Origin of the sequence: Leptotrichia hongkongensis (assembly GCF_007990635.1) — a bacterium.
In the GTDB taxonomy this organism is placed as follows: domain Bacteria; phylum Fusobacteriota; class Fusobacteriia; order Fusobacteriales; family Leptotrichiaceae; genus Leptotrichia; species Leptotrichia hongkongensis.
In genome coordinates, this window is record NZ_AP019846.1 from 1,390,841 (window position 1) to 1,411,710 (window position 20,870).

Sequence of the window (20,870 nt, forward strand, 5' to 3'; positions counted from 1 at the left end):
TTCCTTTCTTTCTTAAACATATTTATTTTTTATAAATTTTATTGAACCAGCTTAGCTTTGGATTTTACATCTTCAGGTAATGAAATTCCAAGTGCTGCAAGTGTTTTTGCATTTACTACAATTTCATTAAGAGGCATAGTCTTAAATTTAATTTCATTCGGCTTTTTGCCATTTTTCAAAATATCAATTGCCATTTTACCAGCTTCTTTTCCTATTTCGTAATAACTAACACCTTGTGTAATCAAAGCACCACCTTTTACATGGGCCGCTTCACCGCCAAATACTATTTTTTTAGCAGTAGTTGCTTTTTCTGTAATCAGACTTACTACTGATGCTACAAGATTGTCTGTTGGCAAATAAACTGCATCTGCTTCTCTTACCAGGCTATCTGCTGCCTGTGGTATTTCATTTGCCTGAACAATACTTTTTTCAACCACATTGATTCCTAATTCTTTTGCCGCTTTTTTCAAATCTTCTACTTGAATTTTTGAATTTTGCTCTGATGAATTATAAATTACTCCAAGATTTTTTATATTTGGATTTAATTTTAATAACAATTCTATTTGCTGTTTTACATCCATTCTATCACTTACACCAGTCACATTATCCTTTAAAATCCCAGCAGCCTGTGGATCTGTAATCGCTGAAAATACAACTGGTATTTCATTCGTTGCCTGTGAAGCTGGCTGAGCTGCATTTGTCGCAATTGCAAAAATCAAGTCTTCTTTTGAACTAACAAAGTTATTAGCAATCAAATTTGCATTAGCTGTTTCACCATTGGCATTTTTCTCATCAAAATCAGCCTCAATCCCTGCCTCTTTAAAAGCATCCTTAAATCCTTCTCTTGCACTGTCAAGTGCTGGATGTGATGCAATCTGTGTAATTCCAATTCTATACTTCTTAGAGCCTGTACCAGCTCCATCACTACTTTTACTTCCACTCCCAGAATTACCACAACTCAAAATCATAAGTGCCAAAGCACTCATCAAAATCAATAATTTTTTCATCAATTTTTCCTCTCTTTCCTACTATCCTACAAATTTTCCCAAAACATTCAAAATAATTTTCAAATATATTCTTAAAGTTTTGAGTTAACAAAATATTATCCTTTCAACGAATTTTAGATAATATTTTTTCCTACTATGAAATAATAACATTTTTTTCTCTTTAAAGCAATATTATTATTTCCTTTATAACAATTTTTTTTGATTTATTTTTTGCTTTTTCTCTCTAAACATTTTATACTAAACCCTTTTTGAAAATAGAAATAAATTTTTATAACAGGGATATTTCTTAGCTAATTTATAATTATTAAACTAATCACTATATTTTTTCTTTTCGTAGGATTGCTCATTGCCGCAAATCCTTATCTTGCAATAAAGATTTATCCTGAAAATCAAAATGTATGGCAAGATTGCTACGCAACACCTATGGCTAGACTACGACTTTTATTTGCCCAACTCCAAAACTCCTCCTTTCAGTCGTCAGACAGTCGTAGTTGAACAAACAAAAGCTCCGTCGCTTTATTTAGACTAAAAATCATATTTTAATTGTTTTGAAATGTTGAATTTTTATCCTATATTGAAAAAACTTATAATAATTTCATTATTTAAATGAAGTTTAGTATAATATCCCTGTAAAAATTAGATTTAATATAATTAAAATAACTATAAATCAAAATAAAATGATATAAAAAAAACTATCTTGAAAAAATAAATAATCTTCAAGATAGCTTTAATTTATAAAAAATAAAATATTTTATTACTTAGTTCCAGCAACTTTATCAGCTAATTTTTTTCCAACTTTGAATTTTACAACTTTTTTAGCTTTTATTTTGATTGGTTTACCAGTTGATGGATTTCTTCCTTCTCTAGCAGCTCTTTTTTTCACTTCAAAAGTTCCCCAACCTACAAATTGGATAGTTTCACCTTTTACTAAAAATTCTTCTGTTGTTCCTAAAAAAGCGTTAACTAATTCTTCTGCTCTTTTTTTAGTTTCTCCTGTTGCTTTTGCATAAGCATCTACAAATTCTTTTTTTGACATTGTATCTCCTCCAAATTTAAATTTATAAACTAAATCATTTACTATATATTACCACATTTTCAGCATTTGTCAAGGTTTCTTGAAATTAAAACTTAACTTTTTATAATTTTTTACTTACTTTTCTTTCTTGAAATTAGCTTTATTACTTCATTAACTGCGAATGGTATTAGTGCAAACAGCAAGACAATATCCCAATTTTCAAATGAAATTTTTGTTACTTTAAATACTTGTGCAATTGGTGCAAATGAAGTCAATCCTATTTGTAATGCAATTCCAATTATAATTGAATAAATTAAATATTTATTCTTGAAAATTCCAATTTCAAATACTGTTTTTTGGCTATTTCTCATTGTTAATGAATAAAATAACTGCGACACCGTAAGCACGATAAACGCCATTGTTCTACCTTGTGTCAATGCGTGTTTTGCAGCTTCATTTCCATTTTTTGCCATTGCTTCCAGCTGTCCTAAGTTCCCAATCATTCCAGTTTCGTTAATTCCAATATAAAATGCAGCTAATGTCAGCAAACCAATTAATGTTCCACCAATTACTGCCCGCATTCCTGCACCTTCAGAAAAGAAACTTTCCTTAGGATTTCTTGGCTGACGTTTCATTACATCCTTATCCCCCGGATCAATTCCAAGTGCTAACGCTGGTAAAGTATCAGTAACTAAGTTTACCCATAATAATTGTGTTGCAATAAGCGGCAAATCCCAATTTAGCAATGTTGAAAGAAAAATACAGATTATTTCTCCCAAATTACATGAAAGTAAGAAAATTATCGTTTTTTTGATATTGTTATAAATGTTTCTTCCTTCTTCAATCGCATGAACAATTGTAGTAAAATTGTCATCTGTTAAAATCATATCACTTGCACCTTTGGAAACATCAGTTCCTGTAATTCCCATAGCGACACCAATATCGGCAAATTTAAGCGACGGCGCATCATTTACTCCATCTCCTGTCATTGAAACAATATTACCTTTTTCCTTAAACGCTCTTACGATTTTTACCTTATGTTCAGGAGAAACCCTTGCAAAAACTCTATATTTACCAATATTTTCAGAAAATTCCTTATCTGAAAGCTCATCAATTTCAGTACCAGTCAAACTTTGACTTATATCTGTAGCAATTCCTAATTCTTTCGCAATAGCAACTGCGGTATTTTTATGATCTCCTGTAATCATAATCGGAGTAATTCCAGCATTTTTCGCTTCTGTTATCGAATCTTTTACTTCCGTTCTTGGAGGATCAATCATTCCAACAATTCCAACTACAACCAGATTTTTTTCCATCTCCTCTGGAGCAATCACAGCATCCACATCTTTAAAAGCCACTCCAAGCACACGAAGCGCATCATCCGACATTTCTGTCGCAACTTTTAATATTTTTTCCTTCATTTCTTCTGTCAGTTCAATAATTTTTCCATCTAACAGAATTTTATCCGCTCTTACCAGAATATTGTCAATAGCACCTTTTGTATGGACTCTATACTTGCCATCCCCTTCTTCATTTAAGGTTGACATTAATTTTCTGTCTGAATCAAATGGATTTTCACTAATTCTTTTATACTCTGTATTCAAAGTATTTTTTTCAAGATTAAACCTGTCTCCCAGTACAACCAGTGCTACTTCTGTCGGATCTCCAATATCCTGTCCGCTGTCAATTGAAGCGTCTGAACAAAGAACAAACGAACGGATTAACTCAGTTTCATCCTTATTTGCCACAAAATCTCTACCTTCTGAAGGTATATCTCTCAAATTATCAAATGTGTAAGTTTTTACAACTGTCATTTTATTTTGAGTCAATGTTCCTGTTTTATCTGAACAAATTATATTTACTGCTCCTAATGTTTCAACAGCAGGCAATTTTCTTACAATCGCATTTTTCTTTGACATTTTATTTACACCCATCGCAAGTACGATTGCAACAATTGCAACAAGCCCTTCAGGAATAGCAGCAACTGCCAGACTTATTGACGTCATAAACATTTCTAAGATAGGACGTTTTTGAATAATTCCAACAATAAATATTACAGCACAAATTCCCATTGCAATATAACCAAGAGTTTTACCAAGTTCATCTAGCTTTATCTGAAGAGGAGTTAATGTATTTTCATCTTCATCAAGTATTTTTGCAATTTTACCAATTTCTGTTTCCATTCCTGTTGCAACTACAACACCTTCACCACGTCCATAAGTAGCCATGGTTGACATAAATGCCATATTTTCCTTATCTCCAACAGGAATTTTTTCATCTTTGGTAATAAAATCAGCATTTTTTTCACTTGGTACTGATTCTCCCGTAAGTGCCGACTCTTCAATTTGTAAATTGGCACTCTCTATAAGCCTTACATCTGCTGGAATAAATCTACCAGCATCTATTATCAAAATATCTCCTGGAACCAAATCTTCTGAATTAACCTCTATAACTTCTCCATTTCTTCGAACCAAGCTCTTAGGAGTTGTCATTTGCTGCAGTGCTTCAAGTGCCTTTTCAGCCTTAGACTCCTGTACCACTCCAACTATAGCATTTATAAGTACTACCGCCATTATAATCAAAGCATCTGTCCAGCCGTGCTTAATATCCACTATCAGATTTATCACAGCTGCCGCAATTAATACATAAATCAGCATATCCTGAAGCTGTGCAATAAATAATTGCATCAATGTCTTTTTGGCTTTTCCTTTTAATTTATTCTGTCCATATTTTTCAAGCCTTGCATTTACTTCATCTTTTGTCAATCCAACCTTAGGATTTACATTTAATTCTTTCAAAACTTCATTTTGTGATTTTGTAAACCACATAATTTTTTCACCTCTTTCTGTAATTACATTTACTTTTTTATTTAGATATATAAAATTCGAATATATTTTAAAATTATACTAAAATTAATTTTATAATTTATATATTTTTCATTCTATTAAATAATATAAATTTACATAAGTTTAGTACATTTTCTATCAGACTCCTTTATATAAAAATATTTCCTATATTATACACTAAAATTAAATTTATTTCACTATAATTCTAAAACTTTTCCAAAAAAAAATTGCCTAATTATTTCAATATCGAAATAACTAGACAATTTATAAAAATATTTTTATTAATACTGGTTATTACTATTTTGTAGCTTTGAATTCGATTCTTCTGTTTTCAAATCTTCCTTGATCAGTATCATTTGGAGCGATTGGTTCAGATTCTCCTCTTGATTCTACACCTAGGATTCTTGCAGGATCTAATCCAAATTCTATCAATTTATCTCTAACTGCTACTGCCCTTCTCATACCTAAAGCCATATTATAAGCATCTGATCCTTTAGAATCTGTATGTCCTATAATTGTAAGTTTCAAGTCTTTTTGTTCAGCATAGTCTTTAACGTTTCTTAATAATTCGTAGTATTGTGGTTTAACTACAGATTTATCAAAGTCAAAGTTCAATCTTCCAGAATCGAACACAAATGTTTCTTCTTTTGGTGGTTCTGGAGTTGGTTCTGGAATTGGTTCTGGAGCTGGCTCTTCTAACTCAAGAGCGTTAATTCTAATTGTATTTTCTCTCATTTGAGTAGTTGTCAGCCTTCTTGCCATCAATGGTGAAGCAACTAACAACCCTAATGCAATTATTGTTGTTGTTGTTCGTCTACCCATTTTTCAGCCTCTCTTTCTAATGATCTATATTTTTGGCTACCTGGATTTGGTCTGTTTTCATCTAAGTAATCTTCAATATGATTTAATCTAGTTGTGTTATAATCTACTAATTTTGCATTTGTACAAGACAAAGCTCCTAATCCTACTAATAATAATGCTACTTTTTTCATATTTCTTATTTCCTTTCTAATTCATCCAAATTTATTTTTTTAAAATTTTTTAATTTACTCTTAGTTCATTTTATCTTGAATAGCGTCTAATCTTTGTTCCATTTGATCTAACATTTCGTTTGTTTTATGGAATTTTTCAATGTTACCGTTGATTTGATCTACTCTTTTTCTAATTCTTTGAATTTCTACGTCCATCATTTTACTTTCAGACATATTTCTTCTTTGAGCTCTTAAATCTCTTGTTTTTGTTTTTCTTTGTCTAGCCGCTTCTCTTGCTTTTTCTGCTCTTTCTTTTGCTTGTAATCTAGCAGTTTCTGCTTTTTGACGTGCTTCTGGGCTCATACCAGGTGTTTCTACAGTTTCTTCAACTGGAACTACGATAACTTCTTCTTCTACAACACCTTTTGCTGCTTCTTTAGCTTGTTGTGCCTGTCTTTGTTTAGCCACTTTAACTAATCTTTGTACTGCGGCATCAGTATTTGTTGGAGCTGAAAATGATACTTGACTCATTGCTAGCACCATTACAGCTGCTAATCCTAATATTTTTTTCATCGATTTTCCTTTCTAACATATTATTTAAAATATTGTTTTGTTTAAAATAACTGAATTAGCTTGTTTTATTTAGCTGTTCTTCTAGTTTTTTTAGCACTATTTTTAACACCATCTCTTCCAAGAACGCTGTCAAATTCTCCTAATTCTTTTTCTTCTCTTTGCACACTTCTTACTACTCTTTCATAGAAGTCCACTCTTGCTGCTGCCTTAGCTGCATTATATTCAAGCTTTTCAATTGGTGATTTAGGTTTAACTCTCTCTTTTTCTTCTACAACACCGTCTTCATCAATTGTTACTATTTTTTCTGTTGTCATTTCACGTTCTTTAGGTGCTTTCATGCTTTTATAGTAATCGTCTCTAGCTTGTCTCAATACTTCCTGTGGAGAAGCTGCCATCATTGGAACAGATAATGCTGCTACTATCCCACACAATAATAATTTTTTCGCTTTCATCTTTTAATTACCATTCCTTTCCATTAATTCATTACTGACAATAATGTATCCAATTCTGCAATTTTTTTCTCTTTTTCTGCTATGCTTTTGTTAATGTTTTTGTAGATAGTTTCGGCATTGTTTAATATTTTTTTATATTTGTCTCTATGCCATCTTACTTCTGAATCTACTTTTAATTTTTCTAATAATTTTTCTCTACTTGTTTGTTTAGATTTCAAATCTTCTACTTCAGCTTCCAATTGTGCTTTTTGCTGTCTATAGCTTTCTTTTTGTGCTTCTTCTTTTTTGATTAATTCATTGAATTGGTTTTCAATTGAACTTAAGCTACTTTCTAAGCTCTTTTTTTCAGCAGAGAAACCTATTGACGAAACCATCATTATTCCAACCAAAAAGAATATTGTCTTTTTCATTCGATCTTCCTCCTAATTTTTTAATTTCATAACAATAATTGAATATGAAATCACTATTAAATCACTTACCTATCATCACTTACCCTTATTATACCAAATTATATAAAAAAATACAATTAATTTTTCAAATAAAATACAAAAATTGTTTTTTTTATATAAAAATTCCTTTAAATTCAATACGAAAACTTCTTTTTTTTATGATTTTATTAACTTTTTTTTAATTTATTTGTAATTTCTTCTATTGTTGAAGCAGTTTTTAATTCTTCTACTAATTCTTCCTCATAAGATAATTTTGAAATCTCCGCCAATAAATCTAAATGTTCTTTTTTTGTTTCTTCTGGAGCCGCAATCATAAAAATTAATTTTGAAGGTTCTCCATCCATACTTTCAAAATCTACTCCTTCATGAGAAATTCCTAGAGCAAGGGAAAGTTCTTTTACAAGTGGTGTTCTGGCATGCGGAATAGCTATTCCGTCTTGCATTCCAGTTGGTGTCAATTTTTCTCTTTCATTTATTTCCTTTACAAATTCTTCCAGGTCTTCTGGCTTAAGAACTTCACTTTTCACAAATAATTGTGCCATTTCCTTAATAATTTCTTCCTTTGTTTTACCTTCTAAATTTACTTTTATTCTTTCTGGTACCAAATATTCTAATATTTTCATGTTTTTTTTACAGGATTTTCCTGTATTCTCCTTTCTAAAATTTTTCCCATTTTTTCAAAATATCATCTAGCACTTGCTTTTCAGACATTTCTGATAAATTATAAGTAATATAGTTTTTTTCTTTTTTGAACCATGTCATCTGTCTTTTTGCATATCTTCTGCTCTCCATTTTTATTTCATCAATCGCTTCATCCAGCGTGATTTTCCCTTCAAAATATTTAAATAGTTCCTTATATCCGATTGAAGATATTTTATAAAGACTTTCTGTATATTTATTATATACTTTTTTTGCTTCTTCTACAAGTCCTTTTGCAATCATAATTTCAACTCTTTTATTAATCCGTTCATAAAGTTCTTCTCTATTTCTAGTAAGAAATATCTTTAAGAACTCATAATTATTATTTCTTATATTTTGTATACGTAGCTCACTAAATTTTCCGCCGGTCAAAATACAAACTTCAATTGCTCTAACCAATCTCAATTTATTAGACAAATCAATTTCATTATACGATTTTTCGTCCATTTCTTTGAGAATTTTCTGTAACTCCTCAATACTTTTGCTTTCCAAATCAGCTCTGATTTTTGCATTTTTTGATGGCAGTTTTGCAAATCCATCTGTAATTGATTTTATATAAAGTCCTGTTCCGCCTGTAATAATAATATTTTTCTCATTTTTTTCACCATTTTCATTCAAAATATTATTTACAGTTTTTTCAAAATCTCCCACAGAATAGTCTTCATCAGGGTTTATAACATCAATCATATAATGCTGTATTCCCTGCATTTCATCACTTGTTATCTTAGCTGTTCCTATATCCAGCTCCTTATAAATCTGAGAAGCATCTGCTGATATAATTGCTGAATCTATCTTTTTAGCAAGCTTTATCGATAAGTCTGTTTTTCCTACTCCAGTTGCACCTGCGATTACAATTCCTTTTTTCCTTACTGCTATCTTCTTTACCTCCCATTATAAGTAAACCACATCTTTACTGAAAATCTTTTAAAAAAAATTTATTACTAAACTATATATTCAAATTCATACCCAGCAATAATTATAATATCTCCTTCTTCAACCCCAGCTTTTTCAAGCTCTGTTTCCATTCCAAGACTTCTCATCTTCTGAAGGAAATTTATTATTCCTTCTTCTCCAATAAACACATACTTTTTAAGCACATCATCCACAATACGTCCATCTACTTCAAATACATTGTCAGATGTTTTCTTAACAATCCAGTCATCTTTTTTATTATTTTCCTGAATCAGCTCTTCAACAGAATGAACTTCTTCCAGTTCTTCCCTAGGTATTTCCTGAATTAATTCCCATGCCTTTGATAAAACCGGCTTTAGTCCCTCATTTGCAATTACAGAGACTGGGTAAACATATCTTATACCTTTTTCTTTAACAAATTTTTCAAATTCATCATATTTTTCATCTTCATAAAGCATGTCAATCTTATTAGCCACAACAATTTGAGGTTTATTTGCCAATTTTTCACTGTAATTTTTTAATTCGTGATTTATTTTTACAAAATCTTCCTTAGGATCACGTCCATCTAATCCTGAAATATCCACAATGTGAATAATCAATTTACATCTTTCAATATGCTTTAGGAATCTATCCCCAAGCCCTACTCCTTCATGAGCTCCTTCAATAAGACCTGGCACATCCGCCACAACAAAACTTTCCTCATCTCCCATTCTTACAACTCCCAATTTAGGCTTTAATGTAGTAAAATGGTAACTTGCAACTTTTGATTTGGCAGCTGATACTTTATTAATAAAACTTGATTTTCCTACGCTTGGATAACCCACAAGAGCCACATCAGCCAGCAATTTTAATTCCAGCTTTATTTTTAATTCTACACCTTCACGACCACTTTCTGCTATTCTTGGAGCTTTTTTTACTGATGACTTGAAATGGATATTTCCACGTCCGCCATCTCCACCTTTTAGAAATATTACTTTTTCATTTGGATTGTCCAAGTCAAGCAGCAGTTTATTTGTTTCAAAATCTCTAATCATTGTTCCAACTGGAACTTTTATAATCAAGTCTTCACCTGATTTTCCAGTAGAACGTGCAGCAGCCCCTTTTGTTCCGTCTTGTGCCTTAAATTTTTTACTGCTCTTAAAATCTACAAGCGTGTTAATATTTGGATCAGCGATAAAGACGATATCTCCACCTTTTCCGCCATCTCCACCGTCAGGCCCTCCAAACTGAACAAATTTTTCACGTCTGAACGTAGCTGCTCCATCTCCTCCATTTCCAGAAATTACTGTAATTACACTTTCATCTATAAACATTTCATCACCTTTTCTTTATTATAGTTCTTTTTTTCATTTAATACAATTACTTAAACTCATTATCTGTTTTTTGTTCTACTTGTTGCCGCCGCCTTTTTCTCTCTTCTGTAATTCCACGGCTCTACATATCCTTTTTTTCCAAACAGGCCAAGTTTATTCTTTTTGGCATTTTCCTGGTAAGCCTGCATTCTAGCATCATTTTTGTCGTATTCCTGATACCACCACGCATTTCCATTTTTTACCATTTCCTCATTTACATTTTTCCCGTCAGCATAGACTACAGCCACCGTTCTGCCATATCTATCCCTATTTTTCTCCTCAATTTCAAGTGTCTTTCCATTTACCATCTTTTCCAACGCCTGCTTACTCTCGCTCCCATAATCCTGCGACTTTTCAGGAGCATCAATTCCAAACATCCTGATTTTTATAATTTCTCCAGTAAATTTCCCATTTTCCACTTTCTGAACGTTCATGGTATCTCCATCACTTACTTTTATAGCTTGATAACCTTTCAGAATAGTTGGATTCTGCACAGCTGCACTATTTGAATAATTAGTATTTGTACTTCTTGAAGCTGTATTTTTTTTAGAATTACTTGTTTTTGATCTTTTTTTACCAAATCCTAAATTCACTCCATTGTATGCAAATCCAAATATTGCTAATAACACAGTAATTATTGCAGCAATCAGTTTTTCATTTCCAGCTTTCGAACTTCTTCCAGTTTTTCTTCTTCTTTTTGTTGCCATCTGTTTTTCCTTTATTCTTTATTTTTCCAACGCCTGTTTAAAATCTTCAATCAAATCATCAATATTCTCAAATCCAACAGCTATTCTTATCAATGAATTTGTAAATCCTCTAGCCTCTTTTTCTTCATCAGGCATTTCGGCATGCGTAATTGTACTTGGATGAGTTACTAATGTTTCTGCTCCACCAAGACTCGCTGCAAATAATGCCACTTTCAAGTTTTCAAAAAACATTTTTACTTTTGAATCATCCTTTAAAGTAAATGAGAATACTGAACCTCCACCTGTTGCTTGACTTTCATGAATTTTTTTACCTTTATTTGTATCCAAAGTAGGATAGTAAATTTTATCAACCGCATCATGGCTTTGAAAAAATTCTATTAGTTTTCCCGCATTCATTTGTGCCGCTTCCACTCTAAGTTTCAATGTTTTAAGACTTCTCATCAAAAGCCAGCTGTCAAATGGAGAAATTAAAGCTCCAGCCGCAACTTGTGAAAATTTAATTTTTTCCGCAAGTCCCTCATCATTTGTAATCGCAACTCCAGCCAGCAAATCATGATGCCCAGATAAAAATTTAGTTGCACTATGAATTACAATATCAATCCCAAAATCAAGCGGTTTTTGCAAATATGGAGTCATAAAAGTATTGTCTGCAATTGTTATCAAGTTATGCTCTTTTGCAATCTCTACAACTCCTCCCATATCCGTAACATCAAGCAATGGATTTGACGGAGTTTCAATAAAGATAGCCTTTGTATTTTCTTTAATAGCATTTCTAATATTATCCAAATCAGTTGTATCGACAAAAGTGTATTCCAATCCAAATTTTGAATAAATATCATGAACAATCCTATAAGTCCCACCATAAATATCCTGACCTAAAATAATATGATCTCCAGCTTTAAACATTGTAAATACAGACGTTGTAGTCGCCATTCCCGATGAAAAGGCATATCCATATTTACCATTTTCCAATGCGGCAAGTATTTCTTCAAGCTCATTTCTCGTAGGAGCCGAAACTCTTGAATATTCAAATTCCTGCGTCACTCCAAATTCCGCAACAGGAAAAGTTGAAGCAAAATTAACATTTGTTCCCCAAAGTTCTCTCTTTTTTCCATTTCTTATTCCATGTATTGTTTTTGTTTCAAATCTCATAACAATCTCACACTCCATTTCTTTTTTTACTATTTTACAATCTAAACTTTTGATACTGTTCTAATCTTATAAATATTTAATTTTTATTTTTTATTATGCAAATTAATGATTTTTTATACTTCTTATGTTATAAGTTGTTTTTATTAATATTTGTTTTTTTATCTCTTTTAATATCTTTTTATTTCAAAAAAACACTCCATTTCATAATGTTTAGCAAGGAATTAAAACTTCTTGTCCTCAATATAGTTTATATTTTAAATGTTAGTTTATTTAATAACAGTTTTACTATTTTTATTATTTTTTTCGCAGGATTGCTCATTGCCGCAAATCCTTCACCTATGGCTAGACTACGACTTTTATTTGCCCAACTCCGAAACTCCTCCTTCCAGTCGTCGAACAGTCGTAGTTGAACAAATAAAAGCTCCGTCGATTTATTTTATAGATTGAATATATCAAAAAATATAAAAAATGTTTCATTTGAAGGTTTAAAAACAAATAATTAAAATAATTTATGCGATATTTTTATTATTTTCTCATAAGCAATTCTCTTTTCACCAACGTCAGGCTCTCTATCTAAATAAATAACACCGCAATAACTGAATCCATTTTTTTCAAGAAACTTTTTCATTGGCTCATTGCTTTCATGCGTATCTGTTTTTATACTGAGTATTTTGTTTTTTATGCATTCTTTTTCCGAAAATTCTAATATCTTTGTTGCAACTCCTTTATTCTTTATTTCAGAATTAACTGCCAGCCTGTGGATTACGATATAATCATCATCTGATATCCATTTCCCTTCAATCTTGGAATACGGTTCTTCCTTTTCAGGCGATAAAACAATTGTTCCTAAAATTTTTTTTAAATTTTCTGATTCTAATTCATTTCTATTTTTTTCAATATCTTCAAGAACATAACTAATTCCCAACTTTATATCATTTTCAATAACTTCCCTATTTGGATATCCATTTTGCCATTGATCCAGCCCTAACTTCTTCAATTCAATTTTTGCCTTTTCAATGATTTCCAAAATTCTGTCCACATCATCAAAAGTTGATTTTCTAAAATTCACAAAAACTCCTCCCTTTCATAAAATTTAAATAATTATTTTAAAAAATTCTGTAGAATCTGGTTGATACAGTAACTTTATATTTTTAAATATAAGAGAACTTGACTCATATAGCAATGTTACTCTAATTTTATAGTTTTTATTTTTATATTTGCCAGTCAATTTCTTTTTTTCCCAGCTTTTTCAAGACATCATTAGCTTTCTTAAAATGTCCACAGCCAAAAAAACCACGGCTTGCAGATAATGGGCTTGGATGAACACTTTCCAGAATATAATGTTTATTTATATCAATAAAGGCTTTCTTGCTTTTGGCGTTATTTCCCCAAAGTATGAAAATTATTGGCTCTTCACGTTCATTCAAATATTTTATCACATTATCTGTAAAAATTTCCCAGCCTATTTTTGAATGTGAGTTGGCATTTCCAGCGACTACAGTAAGTGCTGTATTTAAAAGTAATACTCCCTGTTTTGCCCATTTTTCAAGAAATCCATTTTTACTCATTTTATACCCAAATTCATTTTCAATTTCTTTATAAATATTTTTTAGGGAAGGTGGCAAGGCAACTCCCTGCTTTACAGAAAATGCCAGTCCATGTGCCTGATTTTCGCCATGATACGGATCCTGTCCTAAAATTACAACTTTGCAGTCCTTATAACTAGTTAGCTTAAATGCAGAAAAAATCTCATTTTTATCAGGATAAATTGTTTTTGTCTTATATTCTTTCATTAAAAATTTTCTCAAATTTAAATAGTAATCTTTTTCAAATTCTTTCTCTTTTTTAAAAATTTCATCCCAGTCATTTCCAATATTAACCATTTTCCAATCATTCCTCTCCTTAAAAATTCAAATCTTATTTCACAGTCAAATTTTCCTAATTTACAAAAGGATTATAGAATCTTCCACCATTTATTTTTATAAGTACAATTGAAATAATTACGAATATTACTGTTACAAAGATTGCTATAACATCTGGCATTTTCATTTTTCTTGCCTGATACCACGTTCGCTTTTTTCTTTTTCCAAATCCTCTTAAAATCATTGCATTGCTTATAATATCTATTTTTTCAATGCTTGAAAATATTAACGGCATTAATGTATAGGATATATTTTTTATTCTTGTTATTAATTTTACATTTTTGGAAATATCTATTCCTTTTGCCTGCTGTGCCTTACTAATGGTTATAAAATCTTCCTGCACAGTTGGAATATATCTAAGTGCAATCGAAACTGCATAAGAAAATTTGTACGGCACACCTATTCTGTTTAATGAAGAGGCGAATTCACTTGGATTTGTTGTAATTATAAACAGTAAAGCGACAGGAATAACCGAAAAATACTTTATAAATATATTAAACTCATAAAATAGCTGTTCCTTCGTTATCACATAATTTCCAAAAATTTTTAAAATATCATGCCTTGTTCCATAAATTTTTGTTCCTTCAAGAGGAGAGAATAAAAAAATCATAATTAAATTTAATACAAGAAAAATAGTAATTAGATAAAATACAATTTTTATTTCATTAAACTTTATTTTGGAAATTCTAAAAAGTACAAATCCTAAAAATGTCAAAGCTAAAAGAAGCCTCGTATCGTAAGTAAACATAATTGCAACAGTCCATAATATGAAACAAATTAGTTTTGTCGCTCCATTTAGTCTATGAATCACAGAATCCTTTTCGATATATTCCAGTAAAAATGTACCTGCCATCTAATCACCTGCCTTTTTCTGCTCTTTTTCATAATGCACAAATGTTCTTATAAGCTCTTCGGAATTTATCCCGGTCTTTTCCGCCACATAGTGAAGTGAAGTTTCCTTCAAATTTGCCTGTTCCAATACATTTCTATCTGCCAAAATCTGTGCTGGATTTCCTGATTTTATAATTTTACCTTCATTAAAAACGTATGCCTTGTCAGTATACTCTAGCATCAAATGCATATCATGCGTTATAAATAAAATTGTAATCCCTAATTCATTCAGCTGTTTCAAAAATTCCATTATTTCCCTATAATGAAATAAATCCTGCCCTGCTGTCGGCTCATCCACTATTATCATCTCAGGCTGCAATACAAGGACAGATGCTATTGTAACCCTTTTTTTCTGCCCATAGCTAAGTGCTTTTATAGGCCATTTTCTAAATGGCTTTAATTTACATATTTCCAAAATTTCAATAACTCTTTTTTCTATTTCATCTTCTGAAGCTCCTCTAGTTTTTAGCCCTAATGCAACTTCATCAAAAACTGTAACTTTTGAAATCATTGTATTCGGATTTTGCAACACAAAACCTATTTTCTCAGCTCTTTTTGTTATATTTTCATCACTTATGTCCAAATTTTTATAAAAAATCTTTCCTTTGTCCTGCTTTTCAAATCCTGCGATAACCTTTGACAGCGTCGATTTTCCCGCTCCATTTGAACCAACTATGCTTATCATTTCACCTTTTTTTACATCTATATCTATGTTTTTTAATATTTTTCTTTTCTCATTGTATGAAAATGAGATATTTTCAAGTTTTAATAATGTTTCTTCAGATTTTTCCCTTGCCTTGGGAGAATTATATTTTATCCAGTTTAAAATGCCGTCTTCTGCTTCGGAAAAGTCAATCTTTTCAATATTAGAAATACTGCTATATTTCTCAAGGTTGACATTACTGTATTTTAGCAAGGAAATATACAAAGGCTCTCTTATATTCATCTTACTTAACAAATTTCCGTTCAAAATATTGTCAGGCGTGTCATCAGCAACGATTCTTCCTCCATCTACAACAATAATCCTGTCAATTCCCCTGTGCAATACATCCTCAAGTCTATGTTCTATAATTATTGTAGTCAATTTTTTATTATTATGAAGCTCATCTATAAGTTCAATCGCATATTTTCCGCTCAAAGGATCAAGATTTGCAAGCGGTTCATCGTAAAGAACAATATTGGTATCGTCCACCATTATTCCAGCGAGTGACACTTTCTGCTTCTGTCCCCCAGATAAATCATGCGGCTTCAAGTCAAGCAGTGTTTCAATTTTTACAAATTTTGCTATTTTCTTTACCTTCTCTTTCATAATCTGTGTCTTTACTTCATCATTTTCCAGAGCAAACGCTATATCTTCCGCAACAGTAAGCCCAACAAACTGTGCATCCGAATCCTGAAGAACAGTTCCCACATATTTAGAATGTTCAAATACTTCCTTGCACTTTTTCCCATAAATCTCAAACTTTCCTGTTATTTCCCCCTTGTAAAAATAAGGAACAAGTCCATTTATACAATGTCCCAAAGTACTTTTCCCAGAGCCTGACGGCCCTATTATAACGACTTTCTCCCCTTCATAAATTTTCAAATTTATATTATGTAATGTAGGTTCCGACTGACTTTCGTACTTAAATGTAAAATTTTCAAAATTTACAGCAATTTTTCTATTTTCGTCCAAACTCTCCTCCTTTCGAGTTGAAAATATATTTTTATTTAAATCTATTCAGTAATCTAAATTGTAAACTTTTTATTTTATAAAGATTAAACAAAATACCCGCCTAATCTTCTCATAGCCATCTAAAACTATTTTGAAAAATGCGGGTTATTTGTATTATTCCTGTTTTAAGCTTCCTTTGCTTACTATTGTTTTTGAAAATGCAAATATTAAAATTGTACCTAAAATTGCTACAACTATCATATTTCCAAGTGCCGCTGTAACTCCTTGTGCAAATGCTTTTGCCTGCGGTTCCTTATATATTGCAATATCAATAATTGGAGCTAGAACTACCCAGCTTATCAAGCTTATAATTACTTCTCCCACTATAAATTTTACAATTTTTGCTCCATTAAAATTCTCGATTTTAACAATTTTTCCTAAAAATCCAGTTGCCAGTCCAAAAAATGCCGCCGCTGCAACCCAGCTGAACCACACATTTCCATATCCTGAAATATCATTAAGCGTATGCCCAATAAATCCAATTCCTAGACCAACTGCAGGACCATATATAAATGCCATCAACGCTACAAAAGCAAATGTCACTTGTAATGTCGTATTAGGAATTGGTGTCGGAATTGCTACAAATCTTGATAATACAATATAAATCGCTGCACCGATTCCCATTGCTACCACTTTTTTAATTGCTGTTGCTTCCATTAGTCTCACCTCTTTTAAAATTTTCAAAAGTTTAAATACATTATATACTAATATTACTTTTTTCTCAACTAAAAATAACAATACTTTTTCACAAATTTTATTAAATTGTATTTAATCTTTAAACTGAATATTTATTGCTTTTTTCTCAATTTCAAGATGTATCGTTTCTACCTGTGCATTTTCAAAAATCCTTTTTGAAGCCTTTGTAGAATCAAGCGACTTGTGTTTATCGGAAAAATATATTACCTTTTTTATTCCCGACTGTACGATTGCTTTTGCACATTCATTACATGGAAAATGTGTCACATAAATAGTACAGTTCTTCAATGATTTTATACTATTAAGAATAGCATTCAGTTCAGCATGCACAACATAAGGATATTTCGTATCCAAAAATTCTCCTTCTTTATCCCAAGGCATACTATCATCAGAACTTCCCATTGGAAACCCGTTATATCCAATTCCTATTATTTTCTTATCTTCATCAATAATACATGCTCCCACCTGTGTAGACGGATCTTTACTTCTCATTCCAGACAAAAATGCAATTCCCATGAAATATTCATCCCATGATAAATAATTATCTCTTTTAGACATTCTTCATACACCACTTTCTAAAGTATTCAATATTTCTGAATTACTTAACAACCACTTTCTTCTTAACATCTGAAAACTCTATCTCCAGCTTATCTTCCTTGCTAAGCTCAATCCCTCTCTTAACAATCTTCCCATTTTTTCGAGTTATTGTATAACCTTGTTTCAAAATATCACTTACTGAATATTTCGAAAGCTGTGCCTTTTTATATTTGAGTTCCTTTTTTCGATTTTCAAAAAATTCCAGTATTATTTGATTAAGCTCGGCTGATTTTTTCTTTAAATTTTCTTTTTCACTTAAAATTATTTTTTGCAAATTAATTCTGTCAAATCTCTGTTTTCGATAATCCAGCTGTTCTCGTGATTTTTGTACAATTCTTCTAAGTTCTCTTGATAATTTCTGTTCTTTTTCCATCAAGTCAAATTTTTTATTATCCAGAATATTTGCAAAATTCTTTATATAATAATTATTTTTTCTGTATTCCAGCTCTTTTTTCATCATTGTAACTTTATTTAAAAGTAATTTACTCAAAAGATTCTTTTTACTTTCCAGTTCATCTGTTAATTTATCTTTTTCAGGAATCAAGATTTCTGCTGCCTGAGTTGGTGTAGCTGCCCGTTTATCAGCGACTAAATCTGAAAGAAGATTGTCAATTTCATGCCCTACCGCTGAAATTACAGGAATCTCAGACTTATAAATGGCTTCTATCACAGCTTCCTCATTAAATGCCCACAAATCCTCAATGCTTCCTCCACCACGTCCAACAATAAGCGTATCTATTTCAAGCTGTTTCTCTTCATTCATTCTATTAAAAAACTCAATCCCTGCCGAAACTTCCCGTGCTGAGCCTTCTCCCTGAACTTTTGCTGGATAAAGGTAAATATTCACATTTGGAAATCTTTTATGCGTTGTATTTATAATATCTCTGATTGCTGCTCCTGTATCAGCCGTTACAACACCGATATTTATAGGTAATTTGGGTAACTGTTTTTTTATTTCATCAGAAAAATACCCCTTTTCAAAATACAACTTTTTAAGCATTTCCATTTTCTCATAAAGCAGCCCAAGAGAATTACTTTTTTCAAGAAAATCTGCTACAATCTGATAACTTCCATTTGCTTCATAAAGCGTAACGCTACCTCGAATTTTTACTAAATCCCCTTCCTTTAAGTCTTCAGGCACTCCTCTATATTTATAACGAAAAATAGCACATTTCACACTTGCACTTGCATCTTTTAACGTAAAATACAAATGTCCCGAACGATAATATGTAATATTAGAAAGCTCCCCTTCAATAAAAATGTTCTTAAAAGTACTTGTCCCCTCCAAAAACATTTTAACTTCCCTATTTATATCACTTACGGAAAATACTGTCTGTTCCATAATTTCACCCATTTCTTACATTTTTTGTTCTTTAATAATAACATATTTCATCTCTTTTCTCAACTGATGAAATTTTTTTATACAATTAATTTAAATAATTTCTAAAATTTTTATAATATATCCTAAAATCTATTTTAAATTAAACTACTAAAATTATATAAATTTAAAGTTTAAGTAAAATAGTCATAACTTTTGAGCTCAATTTTAAAACTACCTCAACATATATAACTACAAAACTATAATTCTTTACTTAAACTATATTTTAAGCTCAAAATTTATCATATTGCAATCATGAATTTTATACATATCTGAATTTAAATTAACAAACTTTTCAAAAGAAATTGGTTCAAATTTATCATCTTCTGCCAAATGGATAATTTTATCACATTGAAAATTTTTAATTTCCCTATCCTCAAAATCATATCCTGAAGCAAGCCATTGCCCGTAAGCAGATGATATTTTGAAAAACTGAACAAAATAATATTTATCTTTCTTTTCTTCTTTATACAAAATTTTACAAACTTTTTCTTCTATTGAATTTTCAAGAATTTTCTTTAAAAGCGGACTTTCCTTTTGATGCTTTGAAACTTCAAAATTTAATATTGCCTCCATTTTATTAATTTCTTCCATTTGATTTTGTGGAAGACAGCTTTTAAATTTTTCTTTCAATTTTTCAATATCTAAATGAAAAGGTGTTGTTTTATAGCCTTTTAACGTAAGCATAGTGAAGTATAACGCATATATTTCATTTACATTGAACAAGACAGGAGAGAGCAATTTATTTTTAAAATTTTATACCTTCCATTTCTCCCGCTAAAAGAATAAATTGGCATTCCAATTTCCTCAAGAGATCTTATGTCTCTTAAAGCTGTATTTTTGAAATACTATATTTTTCCATAATATCTTTTAAATTAAAAGTCTCTTTATTATTAAGATACATCATCATATCATTAATCCGTTCTGATTTTTTCATTTTTCTCCCAATTTTTTTATTTTAATAGTATCATATTTTGATACCATTTTGAAGTATAATTTAAAATATAAATTTAAGGAGGAAATTATGGATATAACAAATAACTTTTTAGAAATCATGGAAAAAACTACTGATATGGCAATAGCTTCTTCAGACTCCAGCAATCAGCCTAATGTAAGAATTGTAAGATTTTATTATAATCCTGAAGAGAAAATTTTATATTTTTTAACACTAAAGAATAGTCAAAAAACAGTAGAATTTGAACAAAATAACAAAGTAGCTTTTACAACAATCCCCATAGATGGTCTAAAACACGTTAAAGCTAAAGGAATTATAAGAAAAAGCCAAAAAACTGTTCAAGATTTAAAAAACAAATTTATAGAAAAAATACCAGAAGTAAAAAAGAATATTGATGAAGGAGAAAACTTTATGGCATTATATGAAGTATCTTTTACAAAAGCAACTGTTACTCTTGATGTTAAAAATACTAAGGAATTTGAGATTTTATAATCAATCATAAAATAAGTTTAAAATCTATGATTATTTTTCAAATTTCTATTTTATTTAGTTTTCTAAAAACCGATTTGAATATAAGTTAAA

At 30.6% G+C, this 20,870-nt stretch carries 22 protein-coding genes; 1 reads left to right on the forward strand and 21 read right to left on the reverse strand.

Features of this window, described 5'->3' with window-relative positions; genetic code table 11:
- Positions 1–38: 38 nt before the first annotated feature.
- From FVE75_RS06635 to FVE75_RS11085, 21 genes are all read right to left on the reverse strand, one after another.
- Entirely contained in the window at positions 39–1,007 is a 969-nt protein-coding gene (locus FVE75_RS06635) for an ABC transporter substrate-binding protein (protein WP_147005780.1), read from the reverse strand.
- Between the two features lie 754 nt (positions 1,008–1,761).
- The gene (locus tag FVE75_RS06640; RefSeq protein WP_147005781.1) at positions 1,762–2,043 is read right to left on the reverse strand and encodes an HU family DNA-binding protein; all 282 of its coding nucleotides are present in this window, start codon (positions 2,041–2,043) and stop codon (positions 1,762–1,764) included.
- A gap of 110 nt (positions 2,044–2,153) precedes the next feature.
- Complete coding sequence (locus tag FVE75_RS06645) at positions 2,154–4,850, reverse strand: calcium-translocating P-type ATPase, PMCA-type (protein ID WP_147005782.1); 2,697 nt, start codon at positions 4,848–4,850, stop codon at positions 2,154–2,156.
- A gap of 315 nt (positions 4,851–5,165) precedes the next feature.
- Positions 5,166–5,690, reverse strand: coding sequence for an OmpA family protein (locus FVE75_RS06650; protein ID WP_147005783.1), 525 nt, complete (start codon positions 5,688–5,690; stop codon positions 5,166–5,168).
- A complete protein-coding gene (locus FVE75_RS06655) occupies positions 5,663–5,860 on the reverse strand; it encodes a hypothetical protein (protein WP_147005784.1) in 198 nt (65 codons plus the stop codon). The genes FVE75_RS06650 and FVE75_RS06655 overlap by 28 nt, the downstream gene beginning before the upstream one ends.
- Positions 5,861–5,920: 60 nt before the next feature.
- A complete protein-coding gene (locus FVE75_RS06660; RefSeq protein WP_147005785.1) occupies positions 5,921–6,412 on the reverse strand; it encodes a hypothetical protein in 492 nt (163 codons plus the stop codon).
- 65 nt (positions 6,413–6,477) lie between these two features.
- Positions 6,478–6,864 (reverse strand): hypothetical protein, encoded by a 387-nt coding sequence (locus FVE75_RS06665; RefSeq protein WP_147005786.1) that lies wholly within the window; start codon positions 6,862–6,864, stop codon positions 6,478–6,480.
- Positions 6,865–6,887: 23 nt separating this feature from the next.
- The gene (locus FVE75_RS06670) at positions 6,888–7,274 is read right to left on the reverse strand and encodes an adhesion protein FadA (RefSeq protein WP_147005787.1); all 387 of its coding nucleotides are present in this window, start codon (positions 7,272–7,274) and stop codon (positions 6,888–6,890) included.
- A 206-nt stretch (positions 7,275–7,480) separates the two neighbouring features.
- Positions 7,481–7,936 carry a PTS sugar transporter subunit IIA gene (locus tag FVE75_RS06675; RefSeq protein ID WP_147005788.1) on the reverse strand — a complete coding sequence of 152 codons (456 nt, stop codon included), beginning with the start codon at positions 7,934–7,936 and terminating at the stop codon, positions 7,481–7,483.
- A gap of 34 nt (positions 7,937–7,970) precedes the next feature.
- Positions 7,971–8,888 carry a tRNA (adenosine(37)-N6)-dimethylallyltransferase MiaA gene (gene miaA / locus FVE75_RS06680; RefSeq protein ID WP_147005789.1) on the reverse strand — a complete coding sequence of 306 codons (918 nt, stop codon included), beginning with the start codon at positions 8,886–8,888 and terminating at the stop codon, positions 7,971–7,973.
- Positions 8,889–8,953: 65 nt separating this feature from the next.
- Positions 8,954–10,237: a GTPase ObgE gene (gene obgE, locus FVE75_RS06685; RefSeq protein WP_147005790.1), complete on the reverse strand. Its 1,284-nt coding sequence runs from the start codon at positions 10,235–10,237 to the stop codon at positions 8,954–8,956.
- A 59-nt stretch (positions 10,238–10,296) separates the two neighbouring features.
- Complete coding sequence (locus FVE75_RS06690; protein ID WP_147005791.1) at positions 10,297–10,983, reverse strand: thermonuclease family protein; 687 nt, start codon at positions 10,981–10,983, stop codon at positions 10,297–10,299.
- An 18-nt stretch (positions 10,984–11,001) separates the two neighbouring features.
- Complete coding sequence (locus tag FVE75_RS06695; protein ID WP_147005792.1) at positions 11,002–12,135, reverse strand: trans-sulfuration enzyme family protein; 1,134 nt, start codon at positions 12,133–12,135, stop codon at positions 11,002–11,004.
- Positions 12,136–12,634: 499 nt separating this feature from the next.
- Positions 12,635–13,204, reverse strand: a complete 570-nt coding sequence (locus FVE75_RS06700) for a GNAT family N-acetyltransferase (RefSeq protein WP_147005793.1) — start codon at positions 13,202–13,204, stop codon at positions 12,635–12,637.
- 142 nt (positions 13,205–13,346) lie between these two features.
- Entirely contained in the window at positions 13,347–14,018 is a 672-nt protein-coding gene (locus tag FVE75_RS06705; protein ID WP_147005794.1) for a uracil-DNA glycosylase, read from the reverse strand.
- Between the two features lie 55 nt (positions 14,019–14,073).
- A complete protein-coding gene (locus tag FVE75_RS06710) occupies positions 14,074–14,910 on the reverse strand; it encodes an energy-coupling factor transporter transmembrane component T family protein (protein WP_147005795.1) in 837 nt (278 codons plus the stop codon).
- Positions 14,911–16,623, reverse strand: a complete 1,713-nt coding sequence (locus FVE75_RS06715; protein WP_147005796.1) for an ABC transporter ATP-binding protein — start codon at positions 16,621–16,623, stop codon at positions 14,911–14,913.
- A 153-nt stretch (positions 16,624–16,776) separates the two neighbouring features.
- On the reverse strand, positions 16,777–17,319 hold the full coding sequence (locus tag FVE75_RS06720) for an ECF-type riboflavin transporter substrate-binding protein (RefSeq protein WP_147005797.1): 543 nt from the start codon (positions 17,317–17,319) through the stop codon (positions 16,777–16,779).
- Between the two features lie 111 nt (positions 17,320–17,430).
- The gene (locus FVE75_RS06725) at positions 17,431–17,916 is read right to left on the reverse strand and encodes a deoxycytidylate deaminase (protein WP_147005798.1); all 486 of its coding nucleotides are present in this window, start codon (positions 17,914–17,916) and stop codon (positions 17,431–17,433) included.
- 40 nt (positions 17,917–17,956) lie between these two features.
- Entirely contained in the window at positions 17,957–19,297 is a 1,341-nt protein-coding gene (xseA, locus tag FVE75_RS06730) for an exodeoxyribonuclease VII large subunit (protein ID WP_147005799.1), read from the reverse strand.
- A gap of 255 nt (positions 19,298–19,552) precedes the next feature.
- The gene (locus tag FVE75_RS11085) at positions 19,553–20,020 is read right to left on the reverse strand and encodes a hypothetical protein (protein WP_197735181.1); all 468 of its coding nucleotides are present in this window, start codon (positions 20,018–20,020) and stop codon (positions 19,553–19,555) included.
- Positions 20,021–20,357: 337 nt separating this feature from the next.
- On the opposite strand from FVE75_RS11085, the gene FVE75_RS06740 reads away from it, so the two are divergent.
- Positions 20,358–20,780, forward strand: a complete 423-nt coding sequence (locus FVE75_RS06740; RefSeq protein ID WP_147005800.1) for a pyridoxamine 5'-phosphate oxidase family protein — start codon at positions 20,358–20,360, stop codon at positions 20,778–20,780.
- Positions 20,781–20,870: the final 90 nt, after the last annotated feature.

Bases quoted from the DNA above. Each gene is read 5' to 3' on its own strand.
- FVE75_RS06635 (WP_147005780.1), bottom strand. From the start codon at position 1,007: ATGAAAAAATTATTGATTTTGATGAGTGCTTTGGCACTTATGATTTTG.
- FVE75_RS06640 (WP_147005781.1), bottom strand. From the start codon at position 2,043: ATGTCAAAAAAAGAATTTGTAGATGCTTATGCAAAAGCAACAGGAGAA.
- FVE75_RS06645 (WP_147005782.1), bottom strand. From the start codon at position 4,850: ATGTGGTTTACAAAATCACAAAATGAAGTTTTGAAAGAATTAAATGTA.
- FVE75_RS06650 (WP_147005783.1), bottom strand. From the start codon at position 5,690: ATGGGTAGACGAACAACAACAACAATAATTGCATTAGGGTTGTTAGTT.
- FVE75_RS06655 (WP_147005784.1), bottom strand. From the start codon at position 5,860: ATGAAAAAAGTAGCATTATTATTAGTAGGATTAGGAGCTTTGTCTTGT.
- FVE75_RS06660 (WP_147005785.1), bottom strand. From the start codon at position 6,412: ATGAAAAAAATATTAGGATTAGCAGCTGTAATGGTGCTAGCAATGAGT.
- FVE75_RS06665 (WP_147005786.1), bottom strand. From the start codon at position 6,864: ATGAAAGCGAAAAAATTATTATTGTGTGGGATAGTAGCAGCATTATCT.
- FVE75_RS06670 (WP_147005787.1), bottom strand. From the start codon at position 7,274: ATGAAAAAGACAATATTCTTTTTGGTTGGAATAATGATGGTTTCGTCA.
- FVE75_RS06675 (WP_147005788.1), bottom strand. From the start codon at position 7,936: ATGAAAATATTAGAATATTTGGTACCAGAAAGAATAAAAGTAAATTTA.
- obgE (WP_147005790.1), bottom strand. From the start codon at position 10,237: ATGTTTATAGATGAAAGTGTAATTACAGTAATTTCTGGAAATGGAGGA.
- FVE75_RS06690 (WP_147005791.1), bottom strand. From the start codon at position 10,983: ATGGCAACAAAAAGAAGAAGAAAAACTGGAAGAAGTTCGAAAGCTGGA.
- FVE75_RS06695 (WP_147005792.1), bottom strand. From the start codon at position 12,135: ATGAGATTTGAAACAAAAACAATACATGGAATAAGAAATGGAAAAAAG.
- FVE75_RS06705 (WP_147005794.1), bottom strand. From the start codon at position 14,018: ATGGTTAATATTGGAAATGACTGGGATGAAATTTTTAAAAAAGAGAAA.
- FVE75_RS06710 (WP_147005795.1), bottom strand. From the start codon at position 14,910: ATGGCAGGTACATTTTTACTGGAATATATCGAAAAGGATTCTGTGATT.
- FVE75_RS06720 (WP_147005797.1), bottom strand. From the start codon at position 17,319: ATGGAAGCAACAGCAATTAAAAAAGTGGTAGCAATGGGAATCGGTGCA.
- FVE75_RS06725 (WP_147005798.1), bottom strand. From the start codon at position 17,916: ATGTCTAAAAGAGATAATTATTTATCATGGGATGAATATTTCATGGGA.
- xseA (WP_147005799.1), bottom strand. From the start codon at position 19,297: ATGGAACAGACAGTATTTTCCGTAAGTGATATAAATAGGGAAGTTAAA.
- FVE75_RS11085 (WP_197735181.1), bottom strand. From the start codon at position 20,020: ATGCTTACGTTAAAAGGCTATAAAACAACACCTTTTCATTTAGATATT.
- FVE75_RS06740 (WP_147005800.1), top strand. From the start codon at position 20,358: ATGGATATAACAAATAACTTTTTAGAAATCATGGAAAAAACTACTGAT.